Genomic DNA, 26179 nt, shown 5'->3' on the forward strand with positions numbered 1-26179 from the left:
CTATCCGGAGAACACTTTCTACGCTCCCTGTTGCATGGGGATGCCGACCCGGTCGACGATCGCGTTCGCGCCCTCCTGACGCGCGCAGTGCGCGCAGCAGAACCAGCGCCGGTCGGCCTGGACCCCGTGGCCGACGATCCTCACCCCGCAGTGCTCGCACAGCGGCGCCATCCGCTGGATGGCGCATTCGAAGCTGTCGAAGACGTGCACGGCCCCCTGGGCGTGCACCTCGAAGCTCATGTCGTAGTCGTTGCCGCAGACTTCACACAGCGCCATCTCTTCCCCCGAGAACTCTTGGCGTTATCTATCCGGGTTCACCCCGCTTTCTGTTCAGATCTACCCCGGCCAGACGGCGCTCAGACCGTCATGCGCATCCCGATCACCACGATGACCAGGGCGAACAGCAGCGCGACGGCCATCGCGAGCGGGGCGAGGCGGGCTCGGCCCCCGCGAGCCACGGGGGGAGGACGATGACCGGCTCCGGCGGCGCCGGGCCCGGATTCGTCGCGGGAGACGCGCAGCCCGGCGGCCACGTGCTCGCCGGCGGCGAGCAGGAAGTCCATCGTGAGCGGGGCCTCCGCGGCGAGCAGGGCCTCGACCAGCGGCACCCGCTCGCCGAGCACCGCCTCGCTGGTGAGCGGGGCCCGCGCCGCCAGCAGCGCGTCCACCGTCTCCTCCGACAGTGCCCGCGTGTGCTGCCTGACCAGGGCCAGCAGGAGCTCCCTGGCGGACGGCCGGCCGAGGGGGTCCTTGTCCAGGGCGGCGGCGACCAGGGGGCGCAGCGACGCCGGCAGCGGGCTCACGTCGGGGTCGTACGAGAACACCCGGTGCATGACGGCGCCCAGGCTGTCCCCCGTGAACGGATCCTCGCCGGTCGCCGCGTAGAGCACGGTCGCGCCCCAGGCGAACACGTCGGCCGGGGCGGCGGCCTCATCGCCCGTGAACGTCTCCGGCGCCGTGTAGCCCGGGGCGCCGACCGTCAGCCTGGGCGAGGCGCGCTTCGTCCTCGCGGTCCGCGCCATTCCGAAACCGGCCACCCGGGGGCCGTCCCGGCCGAGCAGCACGGCATCCGGGGTGAGGTCTCGGTGGACCACTCCGGCCTCGTGGAGGGCGGCCAGCGCGGTGGCGACGCCGACGGCCAGGCGGTACAGGTCGTCACCGGCGAGGACACGGCCCAGGCCGCGCAGGCTGGGGCCCGCCACGAACTCGCTGACGATGTACGGCCGCGGCCCCGCGCAGCCGGCGTCGATGATCTCCGCCGTGCAGAACGGGGTCATGTCCCGCGCCGCGGCCACCTCCCCGGCGAGCGGCCTCCAGGGTTCGGGGTCGCCGCAGGGCACCCGCACGACCACCCGCCGGCCACCGGAGTCGTAGGCCTCGTAGACCACGCTCCGGCGGCCCGAGCTCAGGCGCCCGGCCAGCCGGTAGTCCCCCAGGTGTTGCGGATCTCCCTCGGCCAATCCCGCCGCGACTCTCATGCGATGTTGGATGCGGCCTTTGCCCGGAAAGTTCTTGTCAGCCAGGGCATATGTTCCGGACCGGAACCTCGCCCAGGTAGGCCCGCCACCGTTCCCCGGACAGCGCGCGTCTCGCCCGCTCGCAGACCGCCCCGGCCGTCAGCTCGGGATCGACCGGGTGCTCGGCCAGCGTCCCGGCCGAGTCGACGGTGACCAGCCGGGATCCGTCGGGGGTGAACGCCAGCGACCGCAGCTCCCCCGCGCCCACCGGAATCGGCTGCCCGAGCCGCCGCCCGGCCTCGATGTCCCACAGCACCACCGACCGGCTCCCGTCGACGGGCTCGCCGGCGGCGGCCAGCACGTCGCCGCGCGGCGAGTAGGCCAGCCCGAACCTGACGCCGGCGCCGTTCCTGACCGTGGTCCCCACCTGCCTCCTGGCGCCGGTCTCCCACACCGAGATCCGGCCCGTCTGGTCGGCGATGGCGAAGCGGGCGCCGTCACCGCTGAAGGCCAGCGTGGTCACCGGGTTGTCGGCGGCGGGCGGGCCGTACGGGACGCCGAAGGGTTCGCCGGTCGCCGCGTCCAGCAGCCGCTGCTCGCCCCCCGCCATGGCCAGGGCGCGGCCGTCCGGGGTGAAGCTCAGCCCGTCGAGGTAACCCTCCGGGTGGGACCAGCGGCGGCGCCCGCCGGGCAGGTCCCAGGCGTACACCTCCCCCCGGGGCACCGCCCCGGAGCCGGTGCGGGTGACGTAGGAGGCGACCGCGGTGCCGTCGGAGTTCATCGTCACGGTGGACATCCGGCCGTCCCGCTCGGGCCTGATCACGCCGATCCGGCGGAAGGCCGCGGTGTCCCAGATCTCCAGCCTGGAGACCGGGTCGCCGTCGACGATCGCCAGCCTCCGGCCGTCGCCGCTGAAGGTCATCTCGGGACGGGCGTTCCCGCCGGGCCCGAGGTGCAGGGTCGCCAGGGGCGCGCGGCGGCGGACGTCCCAGAGCCGGACCTCGTCCGCCCGCTCGCCCCTGACGGCGAGCAGGCGCCCGTCCGGGCTCAGCTCCGCCTCCGCCGCCTCCGTCTCCGCCGCCCGGATGCCCTTCAGCACGTCGGGCACGGTCAGGTCGGCGACGTCGAGGGAGACGACCGTCCCCTCCGCGAGATAACGCAGGGTGCGCCCATCCGGATCGAAGGCGACGGCGGGGTCGATCGCGTCGATCCGCCGGGTGAGCAGGGGCTCGCCGTCCGCGACCCGCCAGAGCCTGACGCCCGTCCGGCTCACGGCCGCCAGGAAGCGCCCGTCGTGGCTGAAGCGCAGCACGCCCCCGTCGGACGGGGAGAGCGTCCGGCCCAGGTCGGTCCCGGTGGCCGTGTCGTACAGCCGGACGGTGCCGTCCGCGCCGTCCGCGCCGGCCGCGCCGACCGCGGCGATCCGGCCGTCGGGGCTGTAGGCCACGTTCGTCGCGCAGTCGGCGCACCGGCCGAGGCGGACGCTCCGCGGGCCGTCCAGGACCCACGTCGCCGCTCCCCCGCCGAGGTCGCCGACCAGGAGGCGACGCCCGTCCGCGGAGGTGTCGAAGTCCGTGCCCGCGACGGGGAGGACCCGCCGGGCGCCGGTCGTGAGGTTCCAGGCGGTCAGTCCCCCTCCGCCGGTCACCAGGAGCAGGTTCTCCGCCTGGCCGAACACGGCCCGCGTCTGGCCGCCGTCGCCGGGGCCTCGCACGTCGAGGGCCGCACCGGTCGGCCTGCCCTTCGCCACGTCCCAGACCCTCAGCCGCCGCCCGTCGACCACGGCGAGCAGCCCGCCGCCGGGGCTCAGCGCGATCCAGCGCAGGTCGTCGCCGATCCCGTGGAGGACGCCGGCGCGCTCGCCGGTCCGCGTGTCCCAGAACCGCGCCTCGCCCTCCCCCGCGCTGACGAGGGTGCGCCCGTCACGGCTCAGCGCGCGGAGCGTCCGCAGCCCGGTGGCCGGATCGCGGAAGGCCGCCGTCTCCCGCTGGGCCAGTGATCCGGTCAGGCTCGCCCTGGCCTCGGTCACCCGGGCCAGCCGCCAGGCCGCCACGCTGAGCAGCATCGCCCTGACCGGGTCCGCCACCCGCAGTGTCTCGGCCGTCGCGGCGAGGTCGCGGGCCTGTGCCCGGTCGCGCTGGAGCGCGACGGCGGCGCCGCGCTCCTCCGCCGCCAGGCTCTGCCGTACGGCGAGCGTCCCCGCGGCCAGCGCGACCGCCAGCAGCCCGGCCAGGGTCACCGACAGCCTCCTGCTCCCGCGGGCGCGACGCCGGGCGAGGGCGGCTCCCGCCGCCAGGAAGTCACGCTCGGCCGCGCTGAGGGCGATGGCGCGCCGGCCGGTCGCCGCCCAGTTCATCGCGCTCTCCAGGCTCCCGCCCCGGAACAGGTCGGCGTCCTTGCGGCCCCTGTCCTGCCAGCGCCGTGCGGCGGTGCGGACGTCCCGGTGGACGAACAGGCCGCTCCGCTCGGCCCGGATCCACCGGCGCAGCCGGGACCAGGCCTGGGGCAGCGCCGGGCGCGTCAGCCAGACCTCCCGGTCGTCGTGGGCGAGCAGGTGGGCGAAGCCCCGCAACACCCGTCTCACGGCGTCCGCCTCGGCCTCGGGGCGCCCGTCGAGGAGCTCGGACAGCCGGGCCCGCCGTACGTCGGGCCCGCCGTCGCCGGTCACGGTGACGAGCCTGAGGAAGATCTGGGGGGCGAGGTCCCGCTCGGCCTGGCCGAGCGCGGTGTATGCCTGTTCGGCGAGGGCGCCGAGCGCGGGGTCGTCGCAGGCCGAGCGGACCCGGGCTCCCGTCTCACCGCCCGCGGCCAGCAGCCTCGGGGTGTCCAGCGGGCCGTCCGCGCCGACCAGGGCGAGCAGCAGTTCCCCGGCCGACGGCCTGGCCCGGGGGTCTCCGGCGAGCGAGGCGGCGATGAGCGGACGGAGGCGCTCGGGCAGCATGTCCAGCTGGGGCTGTACGGAGAACCCCCGGTGCGTGACGCCGTCGGGGCCCTCCGCCCGGAACGGGTCGGTGCCGGTCGCGGCGAAGAGCATGACGCCGCCCCAGGCGAACACGTCGGCGGGCGGGCCCGCGGGCTCGCCCATGAGGATCTCCGGGGCCGTGTAGGCGGCCGTGCAGACGGGGGTGCAGACGGGGGTGCAGACGGGGGTGTCCGCCTCCACCGCGGTCACGGCCGGCGACGTGTCCGGCGCGCGGGCGATCCCGAAGCCGACCACGCGGGGGCCACCGGGGCCGAGCAGCACGTTGCCGGGGTCGAGGTCGCGGTGGACGACCCCGGTGTCGTGGATCGCGGTCAGCGCCGTGGCGACGGCGGTCGCGAGACGGTGCAGGTCGCCGCCGGTGAAGCGGCGCCCGTCCGCGACGGCGTCGCGCAGGCTGGGGCCCTCGACGTATTCGGAGACGATGTACGGCCTCGGCCCGTCGAGGTCGGCGTCGATCACGGCCGCCGTGCAGAACGCGGCGACCCGCCGGGCGGCGGCCGTCTCGTGCCCGAACCGGTCGCGCAGTCCGGGGTCGGCGCCCGCGTCGCCGTGCAGCACCCTGATCGCGACCCGCCCGCCTTCGGCGTCGTAGGCCTCGTAGACCACGCCCCGGCCTCCCGCGCCGAGCCGCCCCGCCAGCCAGTAGGCGCCCAGTCTCCGGGGATCGCCGTCGAGCAGTCCGGTGCTCATCTCCCGCCCCCGTTCACCGGCTTGTTTGACGCGTCGGTGGACACCATAGTTCGATCGATGTCACACACTCAGGAGATGTCCCGTCCTCCTTATGTGAACGATGACGATCTCGCGGCCGAGTTCGCCGCCATCAGGCCGCGGCTGGTCGGCGTGGCCTACGGACTGCTCGGCAGCCTCGACGAGGCCGAGGACGTGGTCCAGGACGCCTGGTTACGGCTGGGCCGGGCCGATCGCGACGAGATCCAGGACGTCACCGGCTGGCTGGTGGTCACGGTGTCCAGGCTGGCGCTGGACGTGCTGCGCTCGGCGCGCGTGCGCCGGGAGGAGTACATCGGGCCGTGGCTTCCCGAGCCGGTGGTGGCCGAGGCCGACCCGGCCGACAGGATCACGCTGGCCGAGTCGATGAGCCTGGCCATGCTGGTGGTGCTGGAGTCGCTCAGTCCCGCCGAGCGGACCGCGTTCGTGCTGCACGACGTGTTCGGGCTGTCCTTCGACGAGGTCGGCCAGGCCGTCGGGCGTTCCTCCGCCGCCTGCCGCCAGCTCGCCGCCCGGGCCCGTAAGCACGTCACGGCCAGGGCGCCCCGCTTCGAGGTCGACGCGGCCGAGCACCGCAAGGTGGTCGAGGCGTTCGCCAGGGCCAACCAGGGCAGGGATATCAATGCTCTGATCAGGCTGCTCGATCCCGACGTGGTGCTGCGCAGCGACGGCGGCGGCCTGGTGCGGGCGGCCAGGCGGCCGATCCACGGCGCGGACCGGGTGGCGCGCTTCCTGGTGGGGGTGGCCGAGCGGTTCGGCCCCGCCTACTGCTTCACACCGACCACGGTCAACGGCTGGCCCGGGCTGCTGCGTTTCGACAACGGCACGCTCATCGCCGTCACCGGGCTGTCCGTGGCCGACGGCCGGATCACCGAGATCAACACCGTGATGAACCCGGAAAAACTAAGGAGTGTCCGATGAAAGAGCGGCTGAACGTCATAGAGCTCGCCCCCGAGGCGTACAAGGCCATGCAGGGCCTGGAGAGGTTCCTGCGCCACAGCGCGCTGCCGCACGCCACGCTGGAGCTGGTGAAACTGCGGGCCAGCCAGATCAACGGCTGTGGTTTCTGCGTGGACATGCACAGCCACGACGCCAAGAAGGCCGGTGAGACCGACGAGCGGTTGTTCTCGGTGGCCGCCTGGCGGGAGGCGCCGTACTACACCGACGCCGAGCGTGCGGCGCTGGCACTGGCGGAGGAGGCCACCCGGCTCAGCGACCGGGCGGAGGCGGTTCCGGACCACGTGTGGGACGAGGCGGCCAAGCACTACGACCAGGAGACGCTGGCGGCGCTGGTGGTGGCGATCGCGACGATCAACGCGTGGAACCGGATCGCCGTCACCACGCGTCTGGTGGCTGGTTCGATGCGTAATCAAAACGGTTGATAGTGACGGCCTCGGCGGACTAGGTTGGCTTGAACGGGCATCCGCGCGAGCCGGTTCCCGCGGTCGTCGTGGGCCGGGCTCCGGCCTGGCGGGCCCGAGGAAGGGGGCGAACCATGCGACACGCCAGAGTCGCCCGTTCGCAGAACCGGCGTCGTCGTGCCCGCGTCAGCGCTCGCGACCTGGATCTGCGCACTCCGTCAGGCCGTCGGCTTCCCTACTGAAGGCGGATCTTTACGGCGGTTTTACGCGATGATCTGTAGACATCTCGTATAACGAAACCGTCACGCGGGGGGCTCAATGAGGAGACTTGTGGTCGTGTCACCATACGTCGCGCGACTCAAGATCAGGGACATCCGTTCGGTGGCACGCAACAGGACGACCGGCGACACCAAGGTCGTGGACCTGCTCGCCTACACCGGGCGCAACGTCCTGCGCTTTCCGCGCACGAGCGGACCCACCCCCGCGGCCTGAGCCCGGCGGCCCGTCACGGAGGCCGCCGGGCTCCGGCGTCCCTCCAGGTGGACGACCTGTCCGCCTATACGCTGGAAACATGGAGAGAGCAGACGCAGCGCGTAACCGGGCGCGCATCCTGGAGGCCGCCGGGGAACTGTTCGCCGCCAAGGGGGCGCCGAACGTCACCATGGAGGACATCGCCAGGGCGGCGGGGGTCGGGCGGGGCACGCTGTACCGCCGCTATCCCGATCGGGCCGCGATCGCGACCGCGATGCTCGACGAGCACGAGAAGGCGCTGCAGCGCGAGCTGATCGAGGGCGAGGCGCCCCTGGGACCGGGGGCGCCGCCCGCGGAGCGGCTGGCCGCGTTCTACGCGGCGATGGTCGGTCTCCTGGAGTCCCACGCCCACCTGGTCCTGGGCGCGGAGACGGGACGCTCCCGGTTCGAGACCGGGGCCTACGGCTTCTGGCGGGTGCACGTGCGCTCGCTGCTGGTCTCCGCCGGGGTGCCGGACCCGGACGCGCTGGTGGAGGTCATGCTCGCCCCGCTGGCCCCCGAGGTCTACACCTACCAGCGCTCCGGGCGCGAGCTCAGCCCCGAGCGGATCGCGGCGGCCCTGGGCGAGTTCGCCCACCGGCTGCTCTCAGCGCCGCCGCCACCTCCCCGGGATGCGTGAGCTGCGGATAGTGCCCGGCACCCCGGATCACGACGGCGGGCCCGCCGGTGACCGGCGAATCGGCCGACCCGGCGACGATCGTGACCGGGACCTCGATCCGGCCGAGCAGCACGCGTAGCTCGTCCCGGGTGGCGTAGGCCGTGCGCATCGCCTCGACCACCCGGCGGGCGGCCCCCGGACGGCGCAGGTCGGTGATCGCCTCCGCCGGCACGCCGAGCCCGCCGCCGAGACGTGCCGCGGACATCCGGCGCAGCACGGGTACGGCCGCCGCCGAGCGGGCGAACCATCCCGCGGGCGCCTGCAGGAACGCCGGGGCGACCAGGACGACGGCGGACACCCGGTCCGGGTGGGCCCGCGCGTAACGCAGGACGGGTCCGCAGCCGAAGGAGTGACCGACCAGCACGGGGCGCGTTCCGACCGGTTCCAGCAGGGCCTCCGTCCAGTCGGCGAGCGACCGGGCAGGGGCGGAACGGCCCAGTCCCGGCAGGTCGGCGGCCAGGGCCGGGCCGTCCAGCGCGCCGCTCACACCGGCCCACGAGTCGGCGTCGAGCGGCAGCCCGTGCAGCAGCACGTACTCGGGGTCGTCGCGCCCGCCGACCACCCAGGTCCTGCTTCCGGCCACGTCCTGGAACCCGTACGGCTCGCGCGGCGGCTCCCCCGCCCCGAACCGCGCCCCGACCAGCCCGTCGGCCCACCGCCTGATCACCCGCTCGGCGGGCGGCATGCGCAGCCCGGCCCGCTCGGCGAAGGCACGGGCCGGGGCGGTGTCGTAGCGGTCGCCGGACAGGAAGGACAACGTCTCGGGGTCGGCCCCGGTGAGCGCGCAGAGCGGCCGCCACCGCACGGTCCTGGCGGAGCAGCTCCGCGACCAGGGAGCGTCCGATGAATCCCGCCGCGCCGAAGACGATGGAGTCGGGGGTCACACGATCACCTCATAATAGATCGGTCTACATATTTCATGGGCACACGAAGGCCCGTCGCGAACGAAACGCGGCGAACCCCCTGGCGGGACGACCGGCTCGGCACCGGGAGCACCGGATCGACGTCAGGAAGGGCTGAGCGGGGTCAGGGGTGCCGGATCGGCGTCAGGACGGCCGGAGCAGCGCCGCGACGCGGCGGGCCGCGCGGTCGAGCGGCTCCCGGCTGCGGCGGGCCCGCGCCAGCAGCAGCGCCCCCTCGACGAGGGCGAGAAGAACGGTGGCCGTGTCGTCCGGCTCGGGGTGCCCGTCGGCGGCCAGCCGGTCGCGCAACTCGCCCTCCCACGAGCCGTAGACCTCCGCGCACACCTCCTGGAGGGGATCGCTGACGGCCGCCATCTCCAGTACGACCGTGGCCACCGGGCACCCCTTGCGCCACCCGGAGGCCTCCAGCCGGTCACCGAGCAGGGCCAGCACCCCGGTGACCAGGCTCGCGGTGTCGGGCACCGCTTCGGCCAGGTCGCGCACGGTCCGGCCGATCTCGCGGCCCGCCCGCCGTACGGACTCTCCGACGAGCTGCTCCTTGCCTCCGGGGAAGTGGAAGTACAGCGAGCCGCGCGGCGCCCCGCTGGCCGCGACCACCTGGTTCAGCCCCGCCCCGAAGTAGCCGCCGCTCTCGACCAGGTCCTGCGTGGCGTCCAGCAACCGGCTCCGGGTCTCGTCACCCTTCCGTCCCATGCCCAAAAAAATAGACCGGTCTTCCTATTATTGACAACCCCAACCGGCCGGACCGGAAACCACCTGTCCTGTCCGGCTGGACCCTGCAGTGTTCGCATTCAAGTGGCAGTAAGTGCTGCACCGTTCGGGCCCACCTTGCACGTGATCGCCGATGCGGTCGCATCAGGTCGAGGTCCTCGCCCCATGCGTCCAGCACCGCGCCGTGGCCGGCGCGCCGGGCCGCCGCCTCGACACGGGCGAAGAGGCGCCGTTGCAGGGACACGTCGCCCGTTGCCGAGATGCGGTCCGCGGCGGCCAGCAACATGCCGGTGTCCCAGCCGGGCAGCGGGAACCGGGCGAGTTCCCATTCCAGGTACCTGTTGTAGGGGCGGGGGCGGCGGTCGAGCGCGAAGAGCAGTTCCAGTAGGAACCGGACGCTGTCGGCGGCGTCGAGGCGGGCGGCGAGTGAATGTCCGTCACGGTCGTTCTTGACGGAGCGGTAGAGGGAGTTGGCGTAGGCGTCGAGCCATTCACCGCAGTTCCGGAAGGCTTCATCGGCGTCGAGTCGTGCCTTGGCGGCCAGGATCCGGGCGATGCCTCCGTCGAGCCGGTCGAGCACGATCGCGGCACGGGCGAGGGCGTAGCGCTCGAAGCCGGGCATGCCGGCCGTACGGAAGGCGGCCAGGGGGATGATGACGAGGTCGAGCTGCGGGGTGCGGTGGCCCGTGAACCGGGTGAGATCCGTTGTCGCGCCGTCGGCGAGGACGACGTACAGGTCGTGGTCGGAGTGCTCGGTGGTCATGCCGTCGTGGGCGCGGGAGCCCTTGAGGACGAGGCCCACGACGGCGGGGTCGGCGGCGGCGAGTTCGACGAACGCGTGGTAGGTGAGGGGCTGCTGAGCGGACATCGTGTTCTCCGGTGGGATGGTGACGGGTATGCCTGCCGGGGCGGTCCCGCCTGCCGGGGATCGCCTGCACCGTCCGCGGCGACACGTGGCCGCCGCCCGGAAGATCAACGCACGCGTGGCCCCTGTCGCTCAGGCCGTCCGAGAGGTACCGGCCTCGAGCACGGCCGGTTCCGCGGGACGGTGTGAGCCCCGCGCAAGCCTTGGTCGTAGCCATTCATCGACGATCGTGATCTGAGCGCTCCATCGCCCCGAAGCCGCAAGGTGATTCCGAACAACCTACGGCGCCCCTGTCCGGGCCTGCATCGCAGCTCGCAGGTCAGCATCAGGTTGCGTCCACGGAGAAGTGCAGTCTTCCGCCGGAAGGGACAGCATCCCCAAGGCGCCCTTCCGGGCATGCCTCCTCCCCTTTCCCGCGCCGTCGGTCCACGGCACCGGCCGCGTTCGGCCAAATCCCCCTTCTCTCGCGCGTCGCCCCATCCGGCAGAACGGAATATTTTGTTCCGGAAGTTATATTGGTGACATGGAGACGACGAGCACGGGGCCCCTCAGCGGCCGCAAGGCCCAGGCGGCCCACAACGACCGGGTGATCCTCGAAGCCGCGCGGGCGGTCTTCGTCGCCGACCCCGGCGCCCCGATCTCCGCGGTGGCCGAACGCGCGGGAGTGGGCATCAGCGCGCTCTACCGCCGCTACGCCGGCAAGGAGGACCTGCTCCGCAAGCTCTGCGCGGACGGCCTGAAGGTCTACATCGCCGCCGCGGAGGCGGCGCTGGCCGACGAGGGCGATCCGTGGACGGCCTTCGCCACCTTCGTCGGCGACATCGTGGACGCCGACACCCACTCCCTGACGATCAACCTGGCGGGTACCTTCACCCCGGACGAGAGCCTTCATCGCGACGCGGAGCGCGCCTCCGAGCTCACCGTTCGGCTCTTCGAGCGCACGGCCGAGGCGGGTCTCCTCCGCCCCGGCCTGAACGTCGCCGACATAACGATGATCTTCGAGCTGCTGGCGGCGGCGCAGCTCGGCGACGAGGCCAGGACGTCCGAGATCAGGCACCGCTACCTGACGCTGATGCTGGAGGCCCTGCGCCTGCCGTCGGCCGGCCCGCTGCCCGGCCCGCCGCCCACCGTGGAGGAGGTCAACCGGCGCTGGAACGTCTGACGCCGTGACCGGGAACGCCCACCGGACCGAGCCCCGCTCATCGGCGCCGATCCACTCCACTTCACCGCCCGCCGTACCGGCGCCCGAACCGCCACGCACACGATGAATACCGGCGCCCGAACCGCCACGCACACGATGAGAGGAAACGGCCGGGATCACGCGGTGCGCGATCGGCCCGCCGACCGCCCCGGCCCCCGGCGTCTCCTGTGCCCGTCAACCCCGCGGGACACCACGCCCGCGGGCCCGTCCTCAGCCGTTCTGCGCGAACAGGTCGACGGCGTTGCCGTCCGGGTCGTGGACGACGGCGTATCGCTGGCCCCAGAACGCGTCCCACGGTTCCTTGTGCCCCTTGTATCCGAGCGAGACGAGTTCGTCGTAGGCGGCGTCGACCTCGGCGGGCCCGTCGAACCGGAAGGCGAGGGAGATCCCGGGGCCACCGGTGGGCGGCCGCCACTCCGGGTCGAACGAGTGGATCGTCTGCACCGTGTCCCAGGCGAGGCGCAGGCCACCGGGCAGCACCGCCTCGACGTGCGGCTGCCCGTCGGCCTCCGGCGGGATCTCCAGGCCCAGCCTGCGATAGAACGCCAGTGACCGGGCCATGTCCTCGACGACGACGCCGACGACGTCCAGTTGGGCTTTCATGTCGGTCACCTCTCCGGTCTGCGGATCGAGCTCACGCCGACCAACCTAACCGGGGCCGTTCCCTCCGGTCTTGCAGGAATCGGACGTGTCCCGGCCTCCACCGGGAGGCGCCGCCGGGAGGCGACAACGCCGATGGATCATCGGGCGGAGAGGGCCGCGGAGAGGGCCGCGGACAGCGGGCTCGGGCGGGCGGCACATCCCACCCTGACTTTACAAGTTGCACCAATCCTTCCATTTCGGTCATGTCATAGCTGGCGGAGCGGCAGAATGATCACCTTCGACGCCGCTCGATCGGCACGTGACATCCGACGAAGGGATGAATGCATGATCACGTCGACGAAGACGGTCCTCCTCGCCGTGGCGCTGTCCGCCGGAGGAGTCATGGCGGGCCCGGCCCACGCCACGACCACCGCCTCGGCCACTGCTCGGACCACTGCCACGACCACTGCCACGACCACTGCTCGGACCACTGCTCGGACCACTGCCTCGGCCACCGCCACGACCACCGTCTCGGCCGCCGCCTCCACCCCGGAAGGCGTCTGCGGCTCCGGGTTCGGCAGGGTGGGCGACGGCAGCCGCCCGGTGAAGACCTCCTCCGGCAGGGTCTGGGGTTACGTCTACCTGCTCTACAACCGCACCACCGGATACAACTGCGTGGCCACGATCAAGACGAGCTACGCGGGAACGGCCACGTACACCGCGGCGACGTTGCAGACCCAGACGAAACGGTTCCGCGACGAACCCGAGCGGACGGCGACGAAGAAGGACACCGGCCGCTACAAGTACTACGCGGGCCCGGTGAAGCTCTACGCCAAGGGCCTGTGCGTCAAGTACTGGGGAGTCGTGAAGTCGCCCTCCGGTGAGACCGCCACGGGCGGCCGCGGCTCCTGGGGCAACTGCGGGTAGCGTCCCGTACCGGACGACGGCTCCCGGGCACACCCGCCGGGAGCCGTCCACGTCTCCCGGAACCGCCTGCGTCAGGCGTGACGCTCAGGAGCCGATGTCCGCCTTGAGCGCGGCGATCAGCCACTCGAAGACGGGGACGGCCGACGGGAACGGGGGACGGTCGTTGATAATTCCCAGCAGCTGCCAGTAACGCTCGACCCGGGCGTCGGTGAACGTCTCCATCTGCCCGAGCAGCCGGACGCGCTGCTCGGCCGGGGTCTCCGGGGCGACGACGAGGTCCAGGACGGCCTTGCCCTCCGCCGACTCGGGGGTGACCCCCTCCCGCAGCGCCCGTCCCACGTGCTCCATGACGGCGCCGTGGTCGAAATCCGGCCCGGACGGGGGTGCGTCCCGGCCCGCGACCACCATCTCCCTGGCCCGCCGCCGGAAGTCCTCGTCACCGGCGAGCTCGGCCAGCTCGATCCAGGCGTCCACCTGTTCGGGGCTCGGGTCGTCGGGCAGCTCGGTGTTCACCTGCCGCATGCCGCTCGCGATGCGCGCCGCGGGATCGTCGGGGTCGACCCCGGCGAAGACGCAGTCGACGAAGTCGTCGATGATCTGCTGCCGCTCCTGGGCGGACAGCCTGGCCAGTTTGTGCATCAGGAGTGTCTCCTCGATCGTGCTGCCGCGCTTGGCCACCGTGCGGAGCACGGCGCGGCGCAGCCGCAGGGTACGGATCTCCGCGTCCAGCGCCGAGACGTGTGTCTCGGCCACCTGGGCGACGGTGGTGGTCCGGCACAGGACCTCCCGGACGACGTCGAGGCCGAATCCGAGCTCGCGGAGCGTCCGGAGGAGGTCGAGACGGGCCACCGCCTCCGCGTCGTAGAGGCGGTAACCGCCACCGGACCGCTCGGCCGGCGGAAGCAGGCCGATGTCGGACCAGAAGCGGATCGTCCGCACCTGAAGGCCGGTACGGCGCGCGAGTTGCCCGATGGTGAAAAGTTCTGTGCCTTCGCTCACGGAGACCACTGTGCCGTCTCCAGCAGGTGGAGACTCAAGCGGGATTTCCGGCTCGCCGGACCGGGGCGGCGCACCGGTCAGGAGGCGGTGGAGTCCCGGGCGGGGATGTCCTGTGCCGCGCCGAGGATCACCGGCTCGTGGCGGACCGGGAAGTTGACGGAGGCGGCGATGAAGCACATCCGGTGGGCGCGTTCGTGCACCTCCGTGGCGAGGTCGGCCTGATCGGCCCGCGCCAGGGTCACTCGCGGCCGCAGCACGACCTCCTCGAACCGGCCGCCGCCGTCGGGCCCCTCGATCATGCTGCCGCGCGGATGGTCGGTGTATCCGGTGACCACGATCCCCTCCGTGGCGCACAGGTGGAGGTACCACAGCATGTGACACTGCGACAGCGACGCGACCAGCAGTTCCTCGGGGTTCCAGCGGGCCGGGTCACCGCGGAAGGCGGGGTCGGAACTGCCGGGGATCGGCGGCTTGCCGTCCGCCTCGACGTCGTGCGCCCGTTCGTAGGCGCGGTATCCGCTCGTCCCCGTCCCGCGGTCGCCGGTCCAGGTCACCGTCACCTCGTAAAGGTGGGTCTTCGCCATCGCCGTTCCCCTCTCCGCCGTGTCCGTGCGTCACCGTCCGCGGCATCCGGAGGACGGCCGGTCACCGGGCGGTGCGTCCGTTGCAGGAGCACCGTACTCCCCGGCCGGTGGCGCCGATCGCCCGGTCCGGCGGCGAACGGGGCGGTGGCGAGGATCTTCAGACAGCGCGCGTAGGTGGCGGCGATCCAGAAGATCGACTCACGGTGCAGCCCCTTCGCGATCAGGTCACGACCGCCGTCGACCGCGACCGGCCGTGCCGTGACCGTGATGTCGGAGGCGAAGGGGAACGGCGTCCGGGCCAGGGGCACCGTGGCGTCGAACGCCTCGGTCATCGCGCGCAGGTGGTGTTCGGCTCGCGACGGCGTGATGTCCGCGCAGCCGAGCAGTCGCAGGAGTTCCTCGTAGTGTTCGAGGTGGCCGTAGTCGGCGAGGAGTTCCCGGGCGGCCGGGTAGCGCAGGCGAACGGTGGGATTACGCAGGCCCGCGGTCAGCAGCACGTGCGTGGTCACACCGGCGGGGAAGATCAGGGCCGTCACCCGGTCGTGCGACGCCGCCGAGGGGTCCAGCGCCCCGAGGCCGTCGACGACCTTCTGCTCGGCGCTCCGGCAGCGCCGTCGCACCCATGGTCGCCTGGCGTACTCGACGGCGGTGACGGCCTGCAGCCGGGTCAGCCTGCCGGCGGGGTCGGCGACGACGGTGTTCTTCCGGAAGCCGCCCGCCAGGTGGTGGGACCCGAGGATGACCTCGGCGGACGGAAGCTGCCCCCAGGACAGGTACGTCACCTCGATCAGGACGCCCCTCCAGCGGAACTTCCCGAGCTTGGGAGGAGGGTCGGTGTCCGTGGTCACGACCATGAGGTCGACGTCGGACGCCGGGGACAGTTCGGCGTCGTCCGGCAGCCAGATCGTCGAACCGCTCAGAAACGCACCCGCGAAATTCGCGGCTTTCGAGTTGTCCATCTCCGTCGGCCGCCGGAAGCACGGTGCCATAGCCCACGGCATGTCCGCGAAGAGCTCCGCCCGCATTCCCCGCCGAGGGCTTCCCCGCACGAGACGAACGTGGCTGTCAGCCACAGAATCCCTTCCGGTCTAACCGGTGATACGCCGATTGAACCGGAAATCAGCGCATGAGGGCCCTGCGTCAATGGCAGGGAGGTCCGGCCACAAGACCGGACCTCCTTGCAAACCCAGTATCAGCAAGACCTCAGCCGAAGCGCCGGGTCCCGGTTGGACCGGATGACTTCGGGAGTCAGCTGCAGCCGCTGGTGGAGCCGCAGCCCTCGCAGACGTAGCAGCTGCCGGCCGGGCGCATCTTGGTGCCGCAGGTCATGCAGAGCGGCGCGTCGGCGGTACGGCCCTGGTGGGACTCCAGGGAGCCGACCCGCTCCGGCGCGGCGGTCACGGCCACGGCCTGGGGACGGGGCTGCGGCTCCTCGATGGGCGCCGAGGTGGCCAGCTCGGCGATGACCTCGTCGGCGGCGATCGGGGCCGGGTCCTCGCCGCGCTGCTGGGCGGCGCGCTCGGAGGCCGAGAAGATCCCGAGGGCGGCCCGCTCGTCGTAGGGCAGGTGGTCCAGGGCCAGGCGGCGGAAGATGTAGTCCATCACCGAGGCGGCCATGCGGATGTCCGGGTCGTCGGTCATGCCCGCCGGGTCGAAGCGCATGTTGACGAACTTGCCGACGTAGGTCTCCAGCGGCACGCCGTACTGCAGGCCGATGGAGATGGCCACCGAGAAGGCGTCCATGACGCCCGCGAGGGTGGACCCCTGCTTGGACATCTTCAGGAAGACCTCGCCGAGACCGTCGTCGGGGTAGGACGAGGCGGTCATGTAGCCCTTGGCGCCGCCCACGGTGAAGCGGGTGGTCGTGCTGGGGCGCTGGTTCGGCATCCGGCGGCGGGTCGGGCGGCTGACCTCGACGACCTGGATCTCCGGCTCGGCGACCTCGGCCTTCTCCTCCGTCTTCTGCTCCACCTTCTTGCCGGCCGCGGAGAGCGGCTGGCCGACCTTGCAGTTGTCGCGGTAGACGGCCAGGGCCTTCAGGCCGAGCTTCCAGCCCTCCATGTAGACCTGCTCGATGTCCTCGACCGTCGCGGACTCGGGCAGGTTGACCGTCTTGGAGATGGCGCCGGACAGGAACGGCTGGGCGGCGGCCATCATCCGCACGTGGCCCATCGGCGCGATGGCCCGCTCGCCCATGGCGCAGTCGAACACCTCGTAGTGCTCGCGCCGCAGGCCCGGGGCGTCGACGACGTGACCGTGGGCGGCGATGTACTCGACGATCGCCTCGACCTGCTCCTCCTGGTAACCGAGCTGCCGCAGCGCGCGCGGGATCGTCTGGTTGACGATCTGCATGGAGCCGCCGCCGACGAGCTTCTTGAACTTGACCAGGGCCAGGTCGGGCTCGATGCCGGTGGTGTCGCAGTCCATCATCAGGCCGATGGTGCCGGTCGGCGCCAGCAGCGAGGCCTGGGCGTTGCGGTAGCCGTTCTTCTCGCCGAGCCTGAGGCAGTCGGCCCACTGCCGGGAGGCCTCGGTGTGGATCGCCCTGTCGATCCCGTCCAGCGTGCGCAGGTCGTCGTTGGCCGCGGCGTGCTTGCGCATGACGCGCTTGTGCGCGTCGGCGTTGCGGGCGTACCCCTCGTACGGCCCGACCACCGCGGCCAGCTCGGCGCTGCGGCGGTAGGAGGCGCCGGTCATCAGCGAGGTGATGGCGCCCGCGATGGCCCGGCCGCCCTCGGAGTCGTAGGCGTGGCCGGTGGCCATGAGCAGCGCGCCGAGGTTGGCGTAGCCGATGCCGAGCTGGCGGTAGGCCCGGGTGGTCCGGTCGATCTTCTCGGTCGGGAAGTCGGCGAACGTGATGGAGACGTCCATCGCCGTGATGATCAGCTCGGTGATCTTCACGAAGTTCGCGATGTCGAAGGAGTCGTCGTCCTTCAGGAACTTCAGCAGGTTGATGCTGGCCAGGTTGCAGGAGGAGTTGTCCAGGTGGAGGTACTCCGAGCACGGGTTGCTGGCGGTGATGCGGCCGGTCTCCGGGCTGGTGTGCCAGTCGTTGATCGTGTCGTCGTACTGGACGCCGGGGTCGGCGCACTCCCAGGCGGCCGTGGCCATCTTCCTGAACAGCTCCCGGGCGTCGACCTTCTCGATGACCTCGCCGGTGAGGCGGGCGCGCAGGCCGAAGTCACCGCCGTTCTCCACGGCGCGCATGAACTCGTCGGAGACGCGCACGGAGTTGTTGGCGTTCTGGTACTGGACCGAGACGATGTCCTTGCCGCCCAGGTCCATGTCGAACCCGGCGTCGCGCAGCGCGCGGACCTTGTCCTCCTCGCGCGCCTTGGTCTCGATGAACTCCTCGATGTCGGGGTGGTCGACGTCCAGGACGACCATCTTGGCCGCCCGGCGGGTGGCGCCGCCGGACTTGATGGTGCCCGCGGAGGCGTCCGCGCCGCGCATGAAGGAGACCGGGCCGCTGGCCGTACCGCCGCTGGAGAGCAGCTCCTTCGACGAGCGGATCCGGGAGAGGTTCACACCTGAGCCCGAACCGCCCTTGAAGATCACACCCTCTTCCTTGTACCAGTCGAGGATGGACTCCATCTGGTCGTCGACGGCCAGGATGAAGCAGGCGCTGACCTGCTGCGGCGAGGCGGTGCCGACGTTGAACCAGACCGGCGAGTTGAAGCTGAAGATCTGGTTGACCAGGGCGTGCTTGAGCTCGTGGTCGAAGATCTCGGCGTCCTCGTCGGTCGCGAAGTAGCCCTCCTCCGCCGCGGTCCTGGTGTAGACGCCCACCACCCGGTCGACGAGCTGCTTGAGGCTCCACTCCCGCTGCGGGGTGCCGACCGCGCCACGGAAGTACTTCGTGGTCACGATGTTGGCGGCGTTGACCGACCAGGACTCGGGGAACTCCACACCCCGCTGCTCGAAGTTGATCGAGCCGTCCCGCCAGTTGGTCATGACGACGTCGCGACGCTCCCAGGACACCTGGTCGTACGGGTGCACCCCAGGCGTGGTGAAGATGCGCTTCATCTTCAGCCCCTTACGCGACCGCTTCCCCCCACGCGCGGCTGCGCCGCTGACCGTCTCCGTCATGACATCCCCCTTCCGGGGCTCCACAGAGCCCTCAAGTCGGACAACTTCCACGCGCCGCCCTGTCCCCCGGCGCCCGGGGCCTGTCTCAGTCGTGCCTGGCGGAACGTTCCGCGCGAAGCTGCTCGATCTCCGCCTCGAAGTCGGCAAGGGTCTCGAAGCCCCGGTAGACGGAGGCGAACCGCAGATAGGCCACCTCGTCGAGCTCACGGAGCGGTCCCAGGATCGCCAGCCCGACCTCGTGGGCCGCGATCTCCGCCGATCCTGTGGCGCGGATGCTCTCCTCGACCCGCTGTCCGAGCTGAGCCAGCGAGTCCTCGCTGACCGGGCGTCCCTGGCACGCTCGCCGGACACCGGCGATCACTTTGTCCCTGAAGAACGGCTCGGTCACCCCGCTGCGTTTGCTCACCATGAGCAACACCGTCTCCTGCGTGGTGAACCTGCGCCCGCATTCCGGACATGTCCGCCTGCGGCGGATGGCACCGCCGTCCTCCGTCGATCGGCTGTCGATGACCCGCGTGTCAGGATGACGACAGAACGGACAGTGCACGCGCGTCGCCTCCTTGACTTGCCTAGCGGCTCACCTTTCCCTTGTTACTCCACTTGCTCCGCGGTCTCAGCGAGGGACGCTCGCGCACGCCCCTCGAATGGTCGAGATGCGGTAATAGGAACACAATCTATGGTGGAGAAGAATGATGAAGCCACTAGATGTTGTGGTCCAACCGTAGGAGCGTCGGCCCATGAACGCAAGTTGGGAAGACCCCGGGAGACGAAGTCGCTGATCAGCGCGCCACACCGGCGGCAGTCGGGCGTGTCGCCTCCCGGGGCGGCCTGTCCGGGGGTCCGGTCAGCGGACGGGGTCACCGGGAAGGTAGAGCCGGGCACCGGGCCGGATCACGGAGTCGGGCAGATCGTTGAGGTCCATTATCAGCCGGACCGCCGAGGCGGCGTCACGCTCCGTCGTCATGGCCTCCGCGATCCCCCAGAGCGTGTCACCTCCGCGCACCACGACCCACGGCAGCCCCTCGCGGTCGCGAGGCTCGAGCGCGGAGGCCCCGTCGATGCGGGCGCCGACCCACAGGGCCCCGAGGGTGAGGAGCGTGAGCATCGCGATCACCACGACCCTCCCCCTCCGGGTGAGCCGGATCGGCGGGGCGGACCGCCGCGCCCCCTTCTGGGAGCCCGCTCCCGCCGGCCTTCCCGACCTCCTTACGCCGCCCCTCCCGGCCGGCCTCCCCGCAGGACCGCCCCCGGCCCTCCCCGGAGAGCCTCCCGCCGTCCTCACGGCGGCCCCTCTCGCCACTTTCCCCACGGGTCTCCCCGGGGCCCTCCGCACAGCCCCTCCCGCGACCTCACGCCGGGCAGCGGGCACCCTCCCGGCCACCCCCTCGGTCATCCGCCCGGCCGCCCACACGGCGGTCCCCGCGGCCGCCTCCCCGCTCGCCGCCCCAGCCGTCGCCCCGGTCACCCCGGTCACCCCGGCCATCTTGGTCGTCTTGGTCGTCTTGGTCGTCGTCTTGGTCGCCTTCACGCTGCCCCCGCCCCCTCGACCTGGCCGAACACATGTCGAAGAAAGATCGGCGAATCGAACACGATGTCGATCGAACTCCCGTACGATGTTGTACACCACGCCGCCGCCGATTTCGAGGACGCTTCGAACAATTGTTTGAGTATGATCTTCGGCGAGGGTACGGTCGCTGTGTGCGACGTAAGCAATACAGACCGGGAGCGAGGAGACCGCATGAGCGAGCATGACGAGAACGGTTCGGCCGTCAGCGACCTGGCGGTGCGCAGGCGTGACTCCCTTGGCCTCACCCCCAGGCAGCGCAAGATCCTTGAGGTGATCCGCGACTCGGTGCAGCAGCGCGGCTACCCGCCGTCCATGCGGGAGATCGGCGAGGCGGTGCAGCTCACCAGCACCTCCAGCGTGTCGCACCAGTTGACGGCTTTGCAGCGCAAGGGCTACCTCCGCCGTGATCCGCACCGTCCCCGCGCGCTGGAGGTGCGCCTGCCCGGCGAGCCGGTGCTGTGGGTGGATCCCGACGCCAACGCCGACGAGACCTCCGTCAGCCGCCCGACCGCGGCCTATGTGCCGCTCGTCGGCCGGATCGCGGCCGGCGGGCCGATCCTCGCCGAGGAGAGCGTCGAAGACGTCTTCGCCCTGCCCAAGCAGCTGGTCGGCGAGGGAACGCTCTTCCTGCTCCAGGTGACCGGCGACTCCATGATCGAGGCCGCGATCGCCGACGGCGACTGGGTGGTCGTCCGCCAGCAGCCGGTGGCCGACAACGGCGACGTGGTCGCCGCGATGATCGACGGTGAGGCCACGGTCAAGACCTTCAAGCGCAAGGACGGCCACGTCTGGCTGGTCCCCCACAACGCGAACTACGACCCCATCCCCGGCGACGAGGCCACCGTCCTGGGCAAGGTCGTGGCGGTGCTGCGCAAGCTCTGAGATCGGCGGCGGTGGCCTCGAGACGACTCACCGCAGGAGCGGTCCCATAACAGGGGACCGCTCCTCAGTTGTTTCCGTACCCCTGCGGCCTCACTGAGGATCTCCTATCTCGGCATCTTGTATCTTCCGCCTCGCTCAGAAGACCTCACCCCGATCCGGAACGTGAAAGACCCGGCCTCAAGAGGATTTCGGGGAGGTACAGCTCCAGCACCCTGACCAGCCCTGGGCTATCCGGCTTTTTCTCCTGCGATGCTGTACAGCCGAACCCCACTTGCCCTCGGAATCCGGCTTCACAGTCCACAGGAAAAAACCAGACCTACTCCTCTTCGTCATCCTCCGGCCCGCCGGTTCGGTTGCGCTGGATGAACTCGAGCACTTCGAAGGCCCTGTGCTGGAGATCCAGCCACTCCTCCGGCGAGCCGAGAAGTGGCGGAAACGACACTCTATTGCCCAGCTCTTCAAGGTTCTCCAGCGAACGTCTCGCGCCACCCAGCCATTCGTGCAGACGCTTGCGCTCCTCGACGATCAACTGCCCCGTGGACATCTCTGTCTGGACAGGGAGCACTACAGGATCAATGTCAGCCTCAGCCTCATCGTCAGCACCACCACGGATGAAGAGAGGGATTTCCGGCGGCACATCCGTCTGCCCGGTCATCCTCTGAGCACGTTCTGGGTCGGAGGCGAAGACGACATCCGCCGAATTGCGGGCCAGTGCTCCGGCTTTCAGACCGGGGGTGAAGGCCCGCATGGAAGGACCGCCGAGCCCGGGCGTGCCCTGAGCTGAACGGTTCCGCTGCTCGATGCACCGGCGCAGGATACTGATCGAAGCGCTACCCACCGATCCGGCGAATCCAGGTGAGGTCCGGTGAATATCCGATGCCGGGACTTCGTCATGAAGACCAAAGGGGCATGCAGGGCAAAAGCATCATGCCTACCGGTTTTAGCGTTTCCGTAGTGCGACCATCACCCAAAGCTAGGATCATGGCGTGCAGCTGCGGTACAACTTCCGTCTCTACCCGAGCGCCGGTCAGCGCGAGTCGCTGGCGCGGGCGTTCGGGTGCGCGCGGGTGGTGTTCAACGACGGGCTGCGCATGAGGCAGGACGCCCGCGATGCCGGGTTGCCGTACATCTCGGATGGGGACCTGTCCAAGCGGGTCATCACGCAGGCCAAAAAGACCCCGAAGCGGGCGTGGCTCGGCGAGGTGTCGGCGGTGATTCTGCAGCAGGCACTCGCCGACCTGAACACCGCGTTCAGGAACTTCTTCGCCTCGGTCACCGGCAGGCGCAAGGGCCGCGGGGTCGCCCCACCCCGGTTCCGCTCCCGTAAGGACAACCGGCAGTCGATCCGATTCACGAAGAACGCCTGCTTTGCGATCACGGCGGGCGGGAGGCTGCGTCTGCCGAAGATCGGGGACGTTCCGGTTCGCTGGTCGCGCCCGCTGCCGTCCGATCCGTCATCGGTGACGGTGGTCAAGGACGCTTGCGGCCGGTACTTCGCGTCGTTCGTGGTCGAGACCTCAGCCGAGCCGTTGCCCGAGACGCCGGACGAGGTAGGCATCGACCTGGGACGCACTCACTTCGCGGTGCTGTCCGACGGCCGGAAGATCGGCGATCCGCGTTTCCTGCGCCGCGCGGCCAAGAAGCTCCGCAAGGCGCAGCAGGCGCTGAGCCGCAAGCAGAAGGGCTCGGCGAACCGTAAGAAGGCCGTCGTCAGGGTCGCCAGGGCGCACGCCCGGGTGGCCGATGCACGCCGCGACTGGGCACACAAACAGTCCACCACGTTGATCCGCGACAACCAAGCGGTGTACGTGGAGGACCTGTGCGTGTCCGGTCTGGGCCGTACCCGCCTGGCGAAGTCGGTGCACGACGCGGGCTGGTCACAGTTCGTCGCAATGCTGGAGTACAAAGCCGCGAGATACGGCAGGTACTTCGGGAGGATCGACAGGTGGTTCCCATCGTCGAGGCTGTGCTCGGCATGCGGGACCGTCGCCACGTCGATGCCACTGGACATCCGGTCGTGGAGCTGCCCGTGCGGGGCGGTCCACGACCGGGATGTCAACGCGGCGATCAACATTCTGGCCGCCGGGCAGGCGGACAGGCTAAACGACCGTGGAGCGCGGGTAGGACCGGGACCTGTCCCGGCACCGCGCGGCGAAGCGGTAACCCACCCGAAGCCGCACACGCGGCAGACGGGAATCTCCATCCATTAGGACGGAGAGGATGTCAAGGGACGATGTTGACCAGCTTGGGAGCGCGGACGATGACCTTGCGGGGCTCGCCCGTCAGGAAGGCCTGAACCCTCTCCGACCCCAGGGCCAGGGCCTCCAGGTCGGCGTCTGAGATCTCCGGGGAGACCTCCAGGCGATCACGGACCTTGCCCGCGACCTGCACGACACACGTGACGGAGTCCTGGACCAGCAGCACGGGCTCCGCCACGGGCCAACCGGCCGTGGCGACCGAGGCGGGGTGCCCCAGCCGCTCCCAGCCCTCCTCCGCGGCGTACGGCGCGACCAGCGACAGCATGACCGCCAGGGTTTCCGCGGCCTCACGCACCGCCGGGTCGGCGGCGCCGGGCCCGGAGTCGATGGCCCTGCGGGCCGCGGTCGTCAGCTCCATCATGCGGGCGACGGCGACGTTGAAGCGGTGGGAGTCGACCAGCTTGGTGACCTCGTCGATGGTCCGGTGGACCACCTTGCGCAGCTCCAGGTTCCCGGTGGCGAAGTCGGCGCCCGGGGCGGAGGCCGCACCGGCCTCGGCCATGACGCGGAAGGCACGGGCCAGGAACTTCTGCGACGCGGCCGGGGAGACGTCGGCCCAGTCGATGTCGTCCTCGGGCGGACCGGCGAACACCACGGTCAGCCGGACCGCGTCCACGCCGTAGGCGTCGATCTGCTGGCCCAGGTCGACGCCGTTGCCCAGGGACTTGGACATCGCCTTGCCTTGGTTGATGACCTGTCCCTGGTTCAGCAGGCGCAGGAAGGGCTCGGTGAAGTCGACCATGCCCATGTCGTACAGGACCTTGGTGAAGAAGCGCGAGTACAGCAGGTGCAGCACGGCGTGCTCGACACCGCCGACGTACTGGTCGATCGGCCCCCACTTGCGGACCCTCTCCACGTCGAACGGGCCCCCCTCGTAGCCGGGGTCCACGTAACGCAGGTAGTACCACGAGGAGTCGACGAAGGTGTCCATCGTGTCGGTGTCGCGCCTGGCGGAGCCCCCGCACTTGGGGCAGGAGACGTTGACCCAGTCGTCCGCCGAGGCCAGCGGGGAGACCCCCTTGGGCGCCAGGGCCTCACCGCGCAGGTCGGGCAGGGTGACGGGCAGCTGCTCGTCGGGCACCGGGACCTCGCCGCAGTCGGCGCAGTGGATGATCGGGATCGGGCAGCCCCAGAAGCGCTGACGGGACAGCAGCCAGTCGCGCAGGCGGAAGTTGACCGTCGCCCTGCCGGTGCCGCGCTCGGCCAGCACCTCGATGATCTTATGGATCGCCTCGGTCTTGGACAGGCCGTCCAGCGGGCCCGAGTTGACCAGGGAGCCCTCCCCCGCGGTGGCCACGCCGGTCTCGCCGGGGTCGGCCAGGCCGGTGTGGACGACGACCCGCACCGGCAGGCCGAACCTGCGGGCGAAGTCCAGGTCGCGCTGGTCGTGCGCGGGAACCGCCATGATGGCGCCGTGGCCGTAGTCGGACAGCACGTAGTCGGCCGCCCAGATCGGCATGCGCTCACCGTTGACCGGGTTGACGGCGTAGCGGCCCAGGAAGACTCCGGTCTTCTCCTTCTCGGTCGACAGCCGGTCGATGTCGGACAGCTTGGCCACCTCGGCCCGGTATGCCGCGAACTCCTCGCGCCGGTCCTCGGAAACGATCTCCTCGGCCAGCGAGGAGTCCGGGGCGACCACGAAGAAGGTCGCGCCGTACAGGGTGTCGGGGCGGGTGGTGTAGACCGTGACCGGCTCGTCGCGGCCTTCGATCACGAAGTTGACGTCGGCGCCCTCGGACCGGCCGATCCAGTTGCGCTGCATGGTCAGCACGCGCTCCGGCCAGCCGCCCTCCAGCTGCGCCATGTCGTCCAGCAGCCGGTCGGCGTAGTCAGTGATCTTGAAGTACCACTGGGTCAGCTCCCTGCGGACGACCTCGGCGCCGCAGCGCTCGCACTTGCCGTCCTTGACCTGCTCGTTGGCCAGCACGGTCTGGTCGTTGGGACACCAGTTGACCAGGCCGCCCTTGCGGTAGGCCAGCCCGCGCTCGAAGAAGCGGATGAACAGCCACTGCGTCCACCTGTAGTAGTCGGTGTCGCTGGTGTGCAGACGGCGCGACCAGTCGAAGGAGACCGCGTAGCGCTTGAAGGAGTTGGCCTGGGTCTCGATGTTGGCGTAGGTCCACTCGGCCGGGTGCGCGTTGCGCTTGATCGCGGCGTTCTCCGCCGGCAGGCCGAAGGAGTCCCAGCCGATCGGGTGCAGCACGTTGTAACCGCGCTGGAACCAGTAACGCGCGACGACGTCGCCGATGGCGAACACCTCGGCGTGGCCCATGTGCAGGTCACCGGAGGGATAGGGGAACATGTCGAGCATGTAGCGCCGCTCACGCGTGTCGGCGGGGTCGTCCGAGGCGCGGAACGGGTCCAGCTCCTCCCACCGCCGCTGCCACTTGACCTGCAGGGTCTGCGGGTCGTAGTGCTGCTCGTCGCTCTGCATGTCGGCTCGCTCGCTCACGTCAATCTTCCCTCGGTATACGTCTGCGCAGATGATCTGACCCATCCGGCCCAATAGAAAAACCCTTCGCTCACGCGAAGGGCAGCCGCACCGGCGAGGCGTCTAACGCCGAGAAGGCCGATGCGGCCCGATAAGCAGCAGGGTCGCGGCACGCATAGGCCAAGACTATCGCAGTCCGCAAGTCATATTCGTGGCCTGGGAAAACAGCCCCGATCACAGCAAAGGGGAGACACCCGCACAGAGGTTCAGCACAATGGGAACTCTCACGTGTCCGGGAGAGAGCGAGACCCGGTACGGACACATCCGTTGTGACCTCGCATGTCCCGTCAGTTTACTCTTCTCACCGTGGCACACTCAGTCGAGCCGGGGCAGGGCCCGGATCCCTCGGAGGTCGGCCTGCCGATGCAGGATCCACCAACCGAC

The 26179-nt window shown here is 70.8% G+C and carries 23 protein-coding genes; 8 read left to right on the forward strand and 15 right to left on the reverse strand.

Going from position 1 to position 26179, the window contains the following annotated elements; genetic code table 11:
* Positions 1-18: 18 nt before the first annotated feature.
* From AB0N02_RS27690 to AB0N02_RS27700, 3 genes are all read right to left on the reverse strand, one after another.
* Complete coding sequence (locus AB0N02_RS27690; RefSeq protein WP_363952273.1) at positions 19-276, reverse strand: hypothetical protein; 258 nt, start codon at positions 274-276, stop codon at positions 19-21.
* Between the two features lie 80 nt (positions 277-356).
* Positions 357-1478, reverse strand: coding sequence for a serine/threonine-protein kinase (locus AB0N02_RS27695; protein ID WP_363952275.1), 1122 nt, complete (start codon positions 1476-1478; stop codon positions 357-359).
* 37 nt (positions 1479-1515) lie between these two features.
* Positions 1516-5130, reverse strand: coding sequence for a serine/threonine-protein kinase (locus AB0N02_RS27700; protein ID WP_363952278.1), 3615 nt, complete (start codon positions 5128-5130; stop codon positions 1516-1518).
* A 93-nt stretch (positions 5131-5223) separates the two neighbouring features.
* On the opposite strand from AB0N02_RS27700, the gene AB0N02_RS27705 reads away from it, so the two are divergent.
* The 4 genes from AB0N02_RS27705 (at position 5224) to AB0N02_RS27720 (ending at position 7677) form a co-directional block, all read left to right on the forward strand.
* Complete coding sequence (locus AB0N02_RS27705) at positions 5224-6087, forward strand: sigma-70 family RNA polymerase sigma factor (protein ID WP_363952281.1); 864 nt, start codon at positions 5224-5226, stop codon at positions 6085-6087.
* Positions 6084-6548: a carboxymuconolactone decarboxylase family protein gene (locus AB0N02_RS27710; RefSeq protein WP_363952284.1), complete on the forward strand. Its 465-nt coding sequence runs from the start codon at positions 6084-6086 to the stop codon at positions 6546-6548. Before AB0N02_RS27705 ends, AB0N02_RS27710 begins: the two co-directional genes overlap by 4 nt.
* A 315-nt stretch (positions 6549-6863) precedes the next feature.
* The gene (locus AB0N02_RS27715) at positions 6864-7019 is read left to right on the forward strand and encodes a hypothetical protein (protein ID WP_363952287.1); all 156 of its coding nucleotides are present in this window, start codon (positions 6864-6866) and stop codon (positions 7017-7019) included.
* A gap of 79 nt (positions 7020-7098) precedes the next feature.
* Positions 7099-7677, forward strand: coding sequence for a helix-turn-helix domain-containing protein (locus AB0N02_RS27720; protein WP_363952289.1), 579 nt, complete (start codon positions 7099-7101; stop codon positions 7675-7677).
* Here AB0N02_RS27720 and AB0N02_RS27725 read toward each other — a convergent pair.
* The 3 genes from AB0N02_RS27725 to AB0N02_RS27735 all read right to left on the reverse strand — a co-directional run bounded on the left by AB0N02_RS27725 (position 7592) and on the right by AB0N02_RS27735 (position 10218).
* Positions 7592-8521, reverse strand: a complete 930-nt coding sequence (locus AB0N02_RS27725; RefSeq protein WP_363952292.1) for an alpha/beta fold hydrolase — start codon at positions 8519-8521, stop codon at positions 7592-7594. The two genes, AB0N02_RS27720 and AB0N02_RS27725, sit on opposite strands and share 86 nt — an antisense overlap.
* Before the next feature lie 241 nt (positions 8522-8762).
* Positions 8763-9332, reverse strand: a complete 570-nt coding sequence (locus AB0N02_RS27730; protein WP_363952295.1) for a TetR/AcrR family transcriptional regulator — start codon at positions 9330-9332, stop codon at positions 8763-8765.
* A complete protein-coding gene (locus tag AB0N02_RS27735) occupies positions 9316-10218 on the reverse strand; it encodes a hypothetical protein (RefSeq protein ID WP_363952297.1) in 903 nt (300 codons plus the stop codon). Before AB0N02_RS27735 ends, AB0N02_RS27730 begins: the two co-directional genes overlap by 17 nt.
* A gap of 520 nt (positions 10219-10738) precedes the next feature.
* Here AB0N02_RS27735 and AB0N02_RS27740 point away from each other — a divergent pair.
* A complete protein-coding gene (locus AB0N02_RS27740) occupies positions 10739-11377 on the forward strand; it encodes a TetR/AcrR family transcriptional regulator (RefSeq protein ID WP_363952300.1) in 639 nt (212 codons plus the stop codon).
* Positions 11378-11626: 249 nt separating this feature from the next.
* Here the strand turns inward: AB0N02_RS27740 and AB0N02_RS27745 are convergent, their stop codons facing one another.
* A complete protein-coding gene (locus AB0N02_RS27745) occupies positions 11627-12019 on the reverse strand; it encodes a VOC family protein (RefSeq protein ID WP_363952303.1) in 393 nt (130 codons plus the stop codon).
* 324 nt (positions 12020-12343) lie between these two features.
* Here AB0N02_RS27745 and AB0N02_RS27750 point away from each other — a divergent pair, with 324 nt between their 5' ends.
* Positions 12344-12925, forward strand: a complete 582-nt coding sequence (locus AB0N02_RS27750) for a hypothetical protein (protein ID WP_363952306.1) — start codon at positions 12344-12346, stop codon at positions 12923-12925.
* Positions 12926-13009: 84 nt separating this feature from the next.
* On the opposite strand, the gene AB0N02_RS27755 is transcribed toward AB0N02_RS27750, so the two are convergent.
* The 6 genes from AB0N02_RS27755 to AB0N02_RS27780 form a co-directional block, all read right to left on the reverse strand.
* Positions 13010-13924 carry a MerR family transcriptional regulator gene (locus AB0N02_RS27755; protein WP_363952309.1) on the reverse strand — a complete coding sequence of 305 codons (915 nt, stop codon included), beginning with the start codon at positions 13922-13924 and terminating at the stop codon, positions 13010-13012.
* A gap of 77 nt (positions 13925-14001) precedes the next feature.
* Entirely contained in the window at positions 14002-14508 is a 507-nt protein-coding gene (locus AB0N02_RS27760; RefSeq protein WP_363952312.1) for an OsmC family protein, read from the reverse strand.
* Entirely contained in the window at positions 14481-15467 is a 987-nt protein-coding gene (locus AB0N02_RS27765) for a hypothetical protein (RefSeq protein ID WP_363952315.1), read from the reverse strand. Before AB0N02_RS27765 ends, AB0N02_RS27760 begins: the two co-directional genes overlap by 28 nt.
* 289 nt (positions 15468-15756) lie before the next feature.
* Positions 15757-18597 carry a vitamin B12-dependent ribonucleotide reductase gene (locus AB0N02_RS27770; protein WP_363952318.1) on the reverse strand — a complete coding sequence of 947 codons (2841 nt, stop codon included), beginning with the start codon at positions 18595-18597 and terminating at the stop codon, positions 15757-15759.
* Between the two features lie 85 nt (positions 18598-18682).
* Entirely contained in the window at positions 18683-19144 is a 462-nt protein-coding gene (gene nrdR, locus AB0N02_RS27775; protein WP_363952320.1) for a transcriptional regulator NrdR, read from the reverse strand.
* A gap of 297 nt (positions 19145-19441) precedes the next feature.
* Positions 19442-19702 (reverse strand): LysM peptidoglycan-binding domain-containing protein, encoded by a 261-nt coding sequence (locus AB0N02_RS27780; RefSeq protein WP_363952565.1) that lies wholly within the window; start codon positions 19700-19702, stop codon positions 19442-19444.
* A 633-nt stretch (positions 19703-20335) separates the two neighbouring features.
* Between AB0N02_RS27780 and lexA the strand changes: the two genes are divergently transcribed.
* Complete coding sequence (lexA, locus tag AB0N02_RS27785; protein ID WP_363952322.1) at positions 20336-21046, forward strand: transcriptional repressor LexA; 711 nt, start codon at positions 20336-20338, stop codon at positions 21044-21046.
* A gap of 316 nt (positions 21047-21362) precedes the next feature.
* Here lexA and AB0N02_RS27790 read toward each other — a convergent pair whose 3' ends face one another.
* The gene (locus tag AB0N02_RS27790) at positions 21363-21884 is read right to left on the reverse strand and encodes a hypothetical protein (protein ID WP_363952324.1); all 522 of its coding nucleotides are present in this window, start codon (positions 21882-21884) and stop codon (positions 21363-21365) included.
* A 148-nt stretch (positions 21885-22032) separates the two neighbouring features.
* On the opposite strand from AB0N02_RS27790, the gene AB0N02_RS27795 reads away from it, so the two are divergent.
* Positions 22033-23256 (forward strand): transposase, encoded by a 1224-nt coding sequence (locus tag AB0N02_RS27795; RefSeq protein WP_363952326.1) that lies wholly within the window; start codon positions 22033-22035, stop codon positions 23254-23256.
* Positions 23257-23269: 13 nt separating this feature from the next.
* Here AB0N02_RS27795 and leuS read toward each other — a convergent pair whose 3' ends face one another.
* The gene (gene leuS, locus AB0N02_RS27800; protein WP_363952568.1) at positions 23270-25738 is read right to left on the reverse strand and encodes a leucine--tRNA ligase; all 2469 of its coding nucleotides are present in this window, start codon (positions 25736-25738) and stop codon (positions 23270-23272) included.
* Between the last annotated feature and the right edge of the window lie 441 nt (positions 25739-26179).

Origin of the sequence: Streptosporangium sp. NPDC051022 (assembly GCF_040683035.1) — a bacterium.
Taxonomy (GTDB): Bacteria; Actinomycetota; Actinomycetes; order Streptosporangiales; family Streptosporangiaceae; genus Streptosporangium.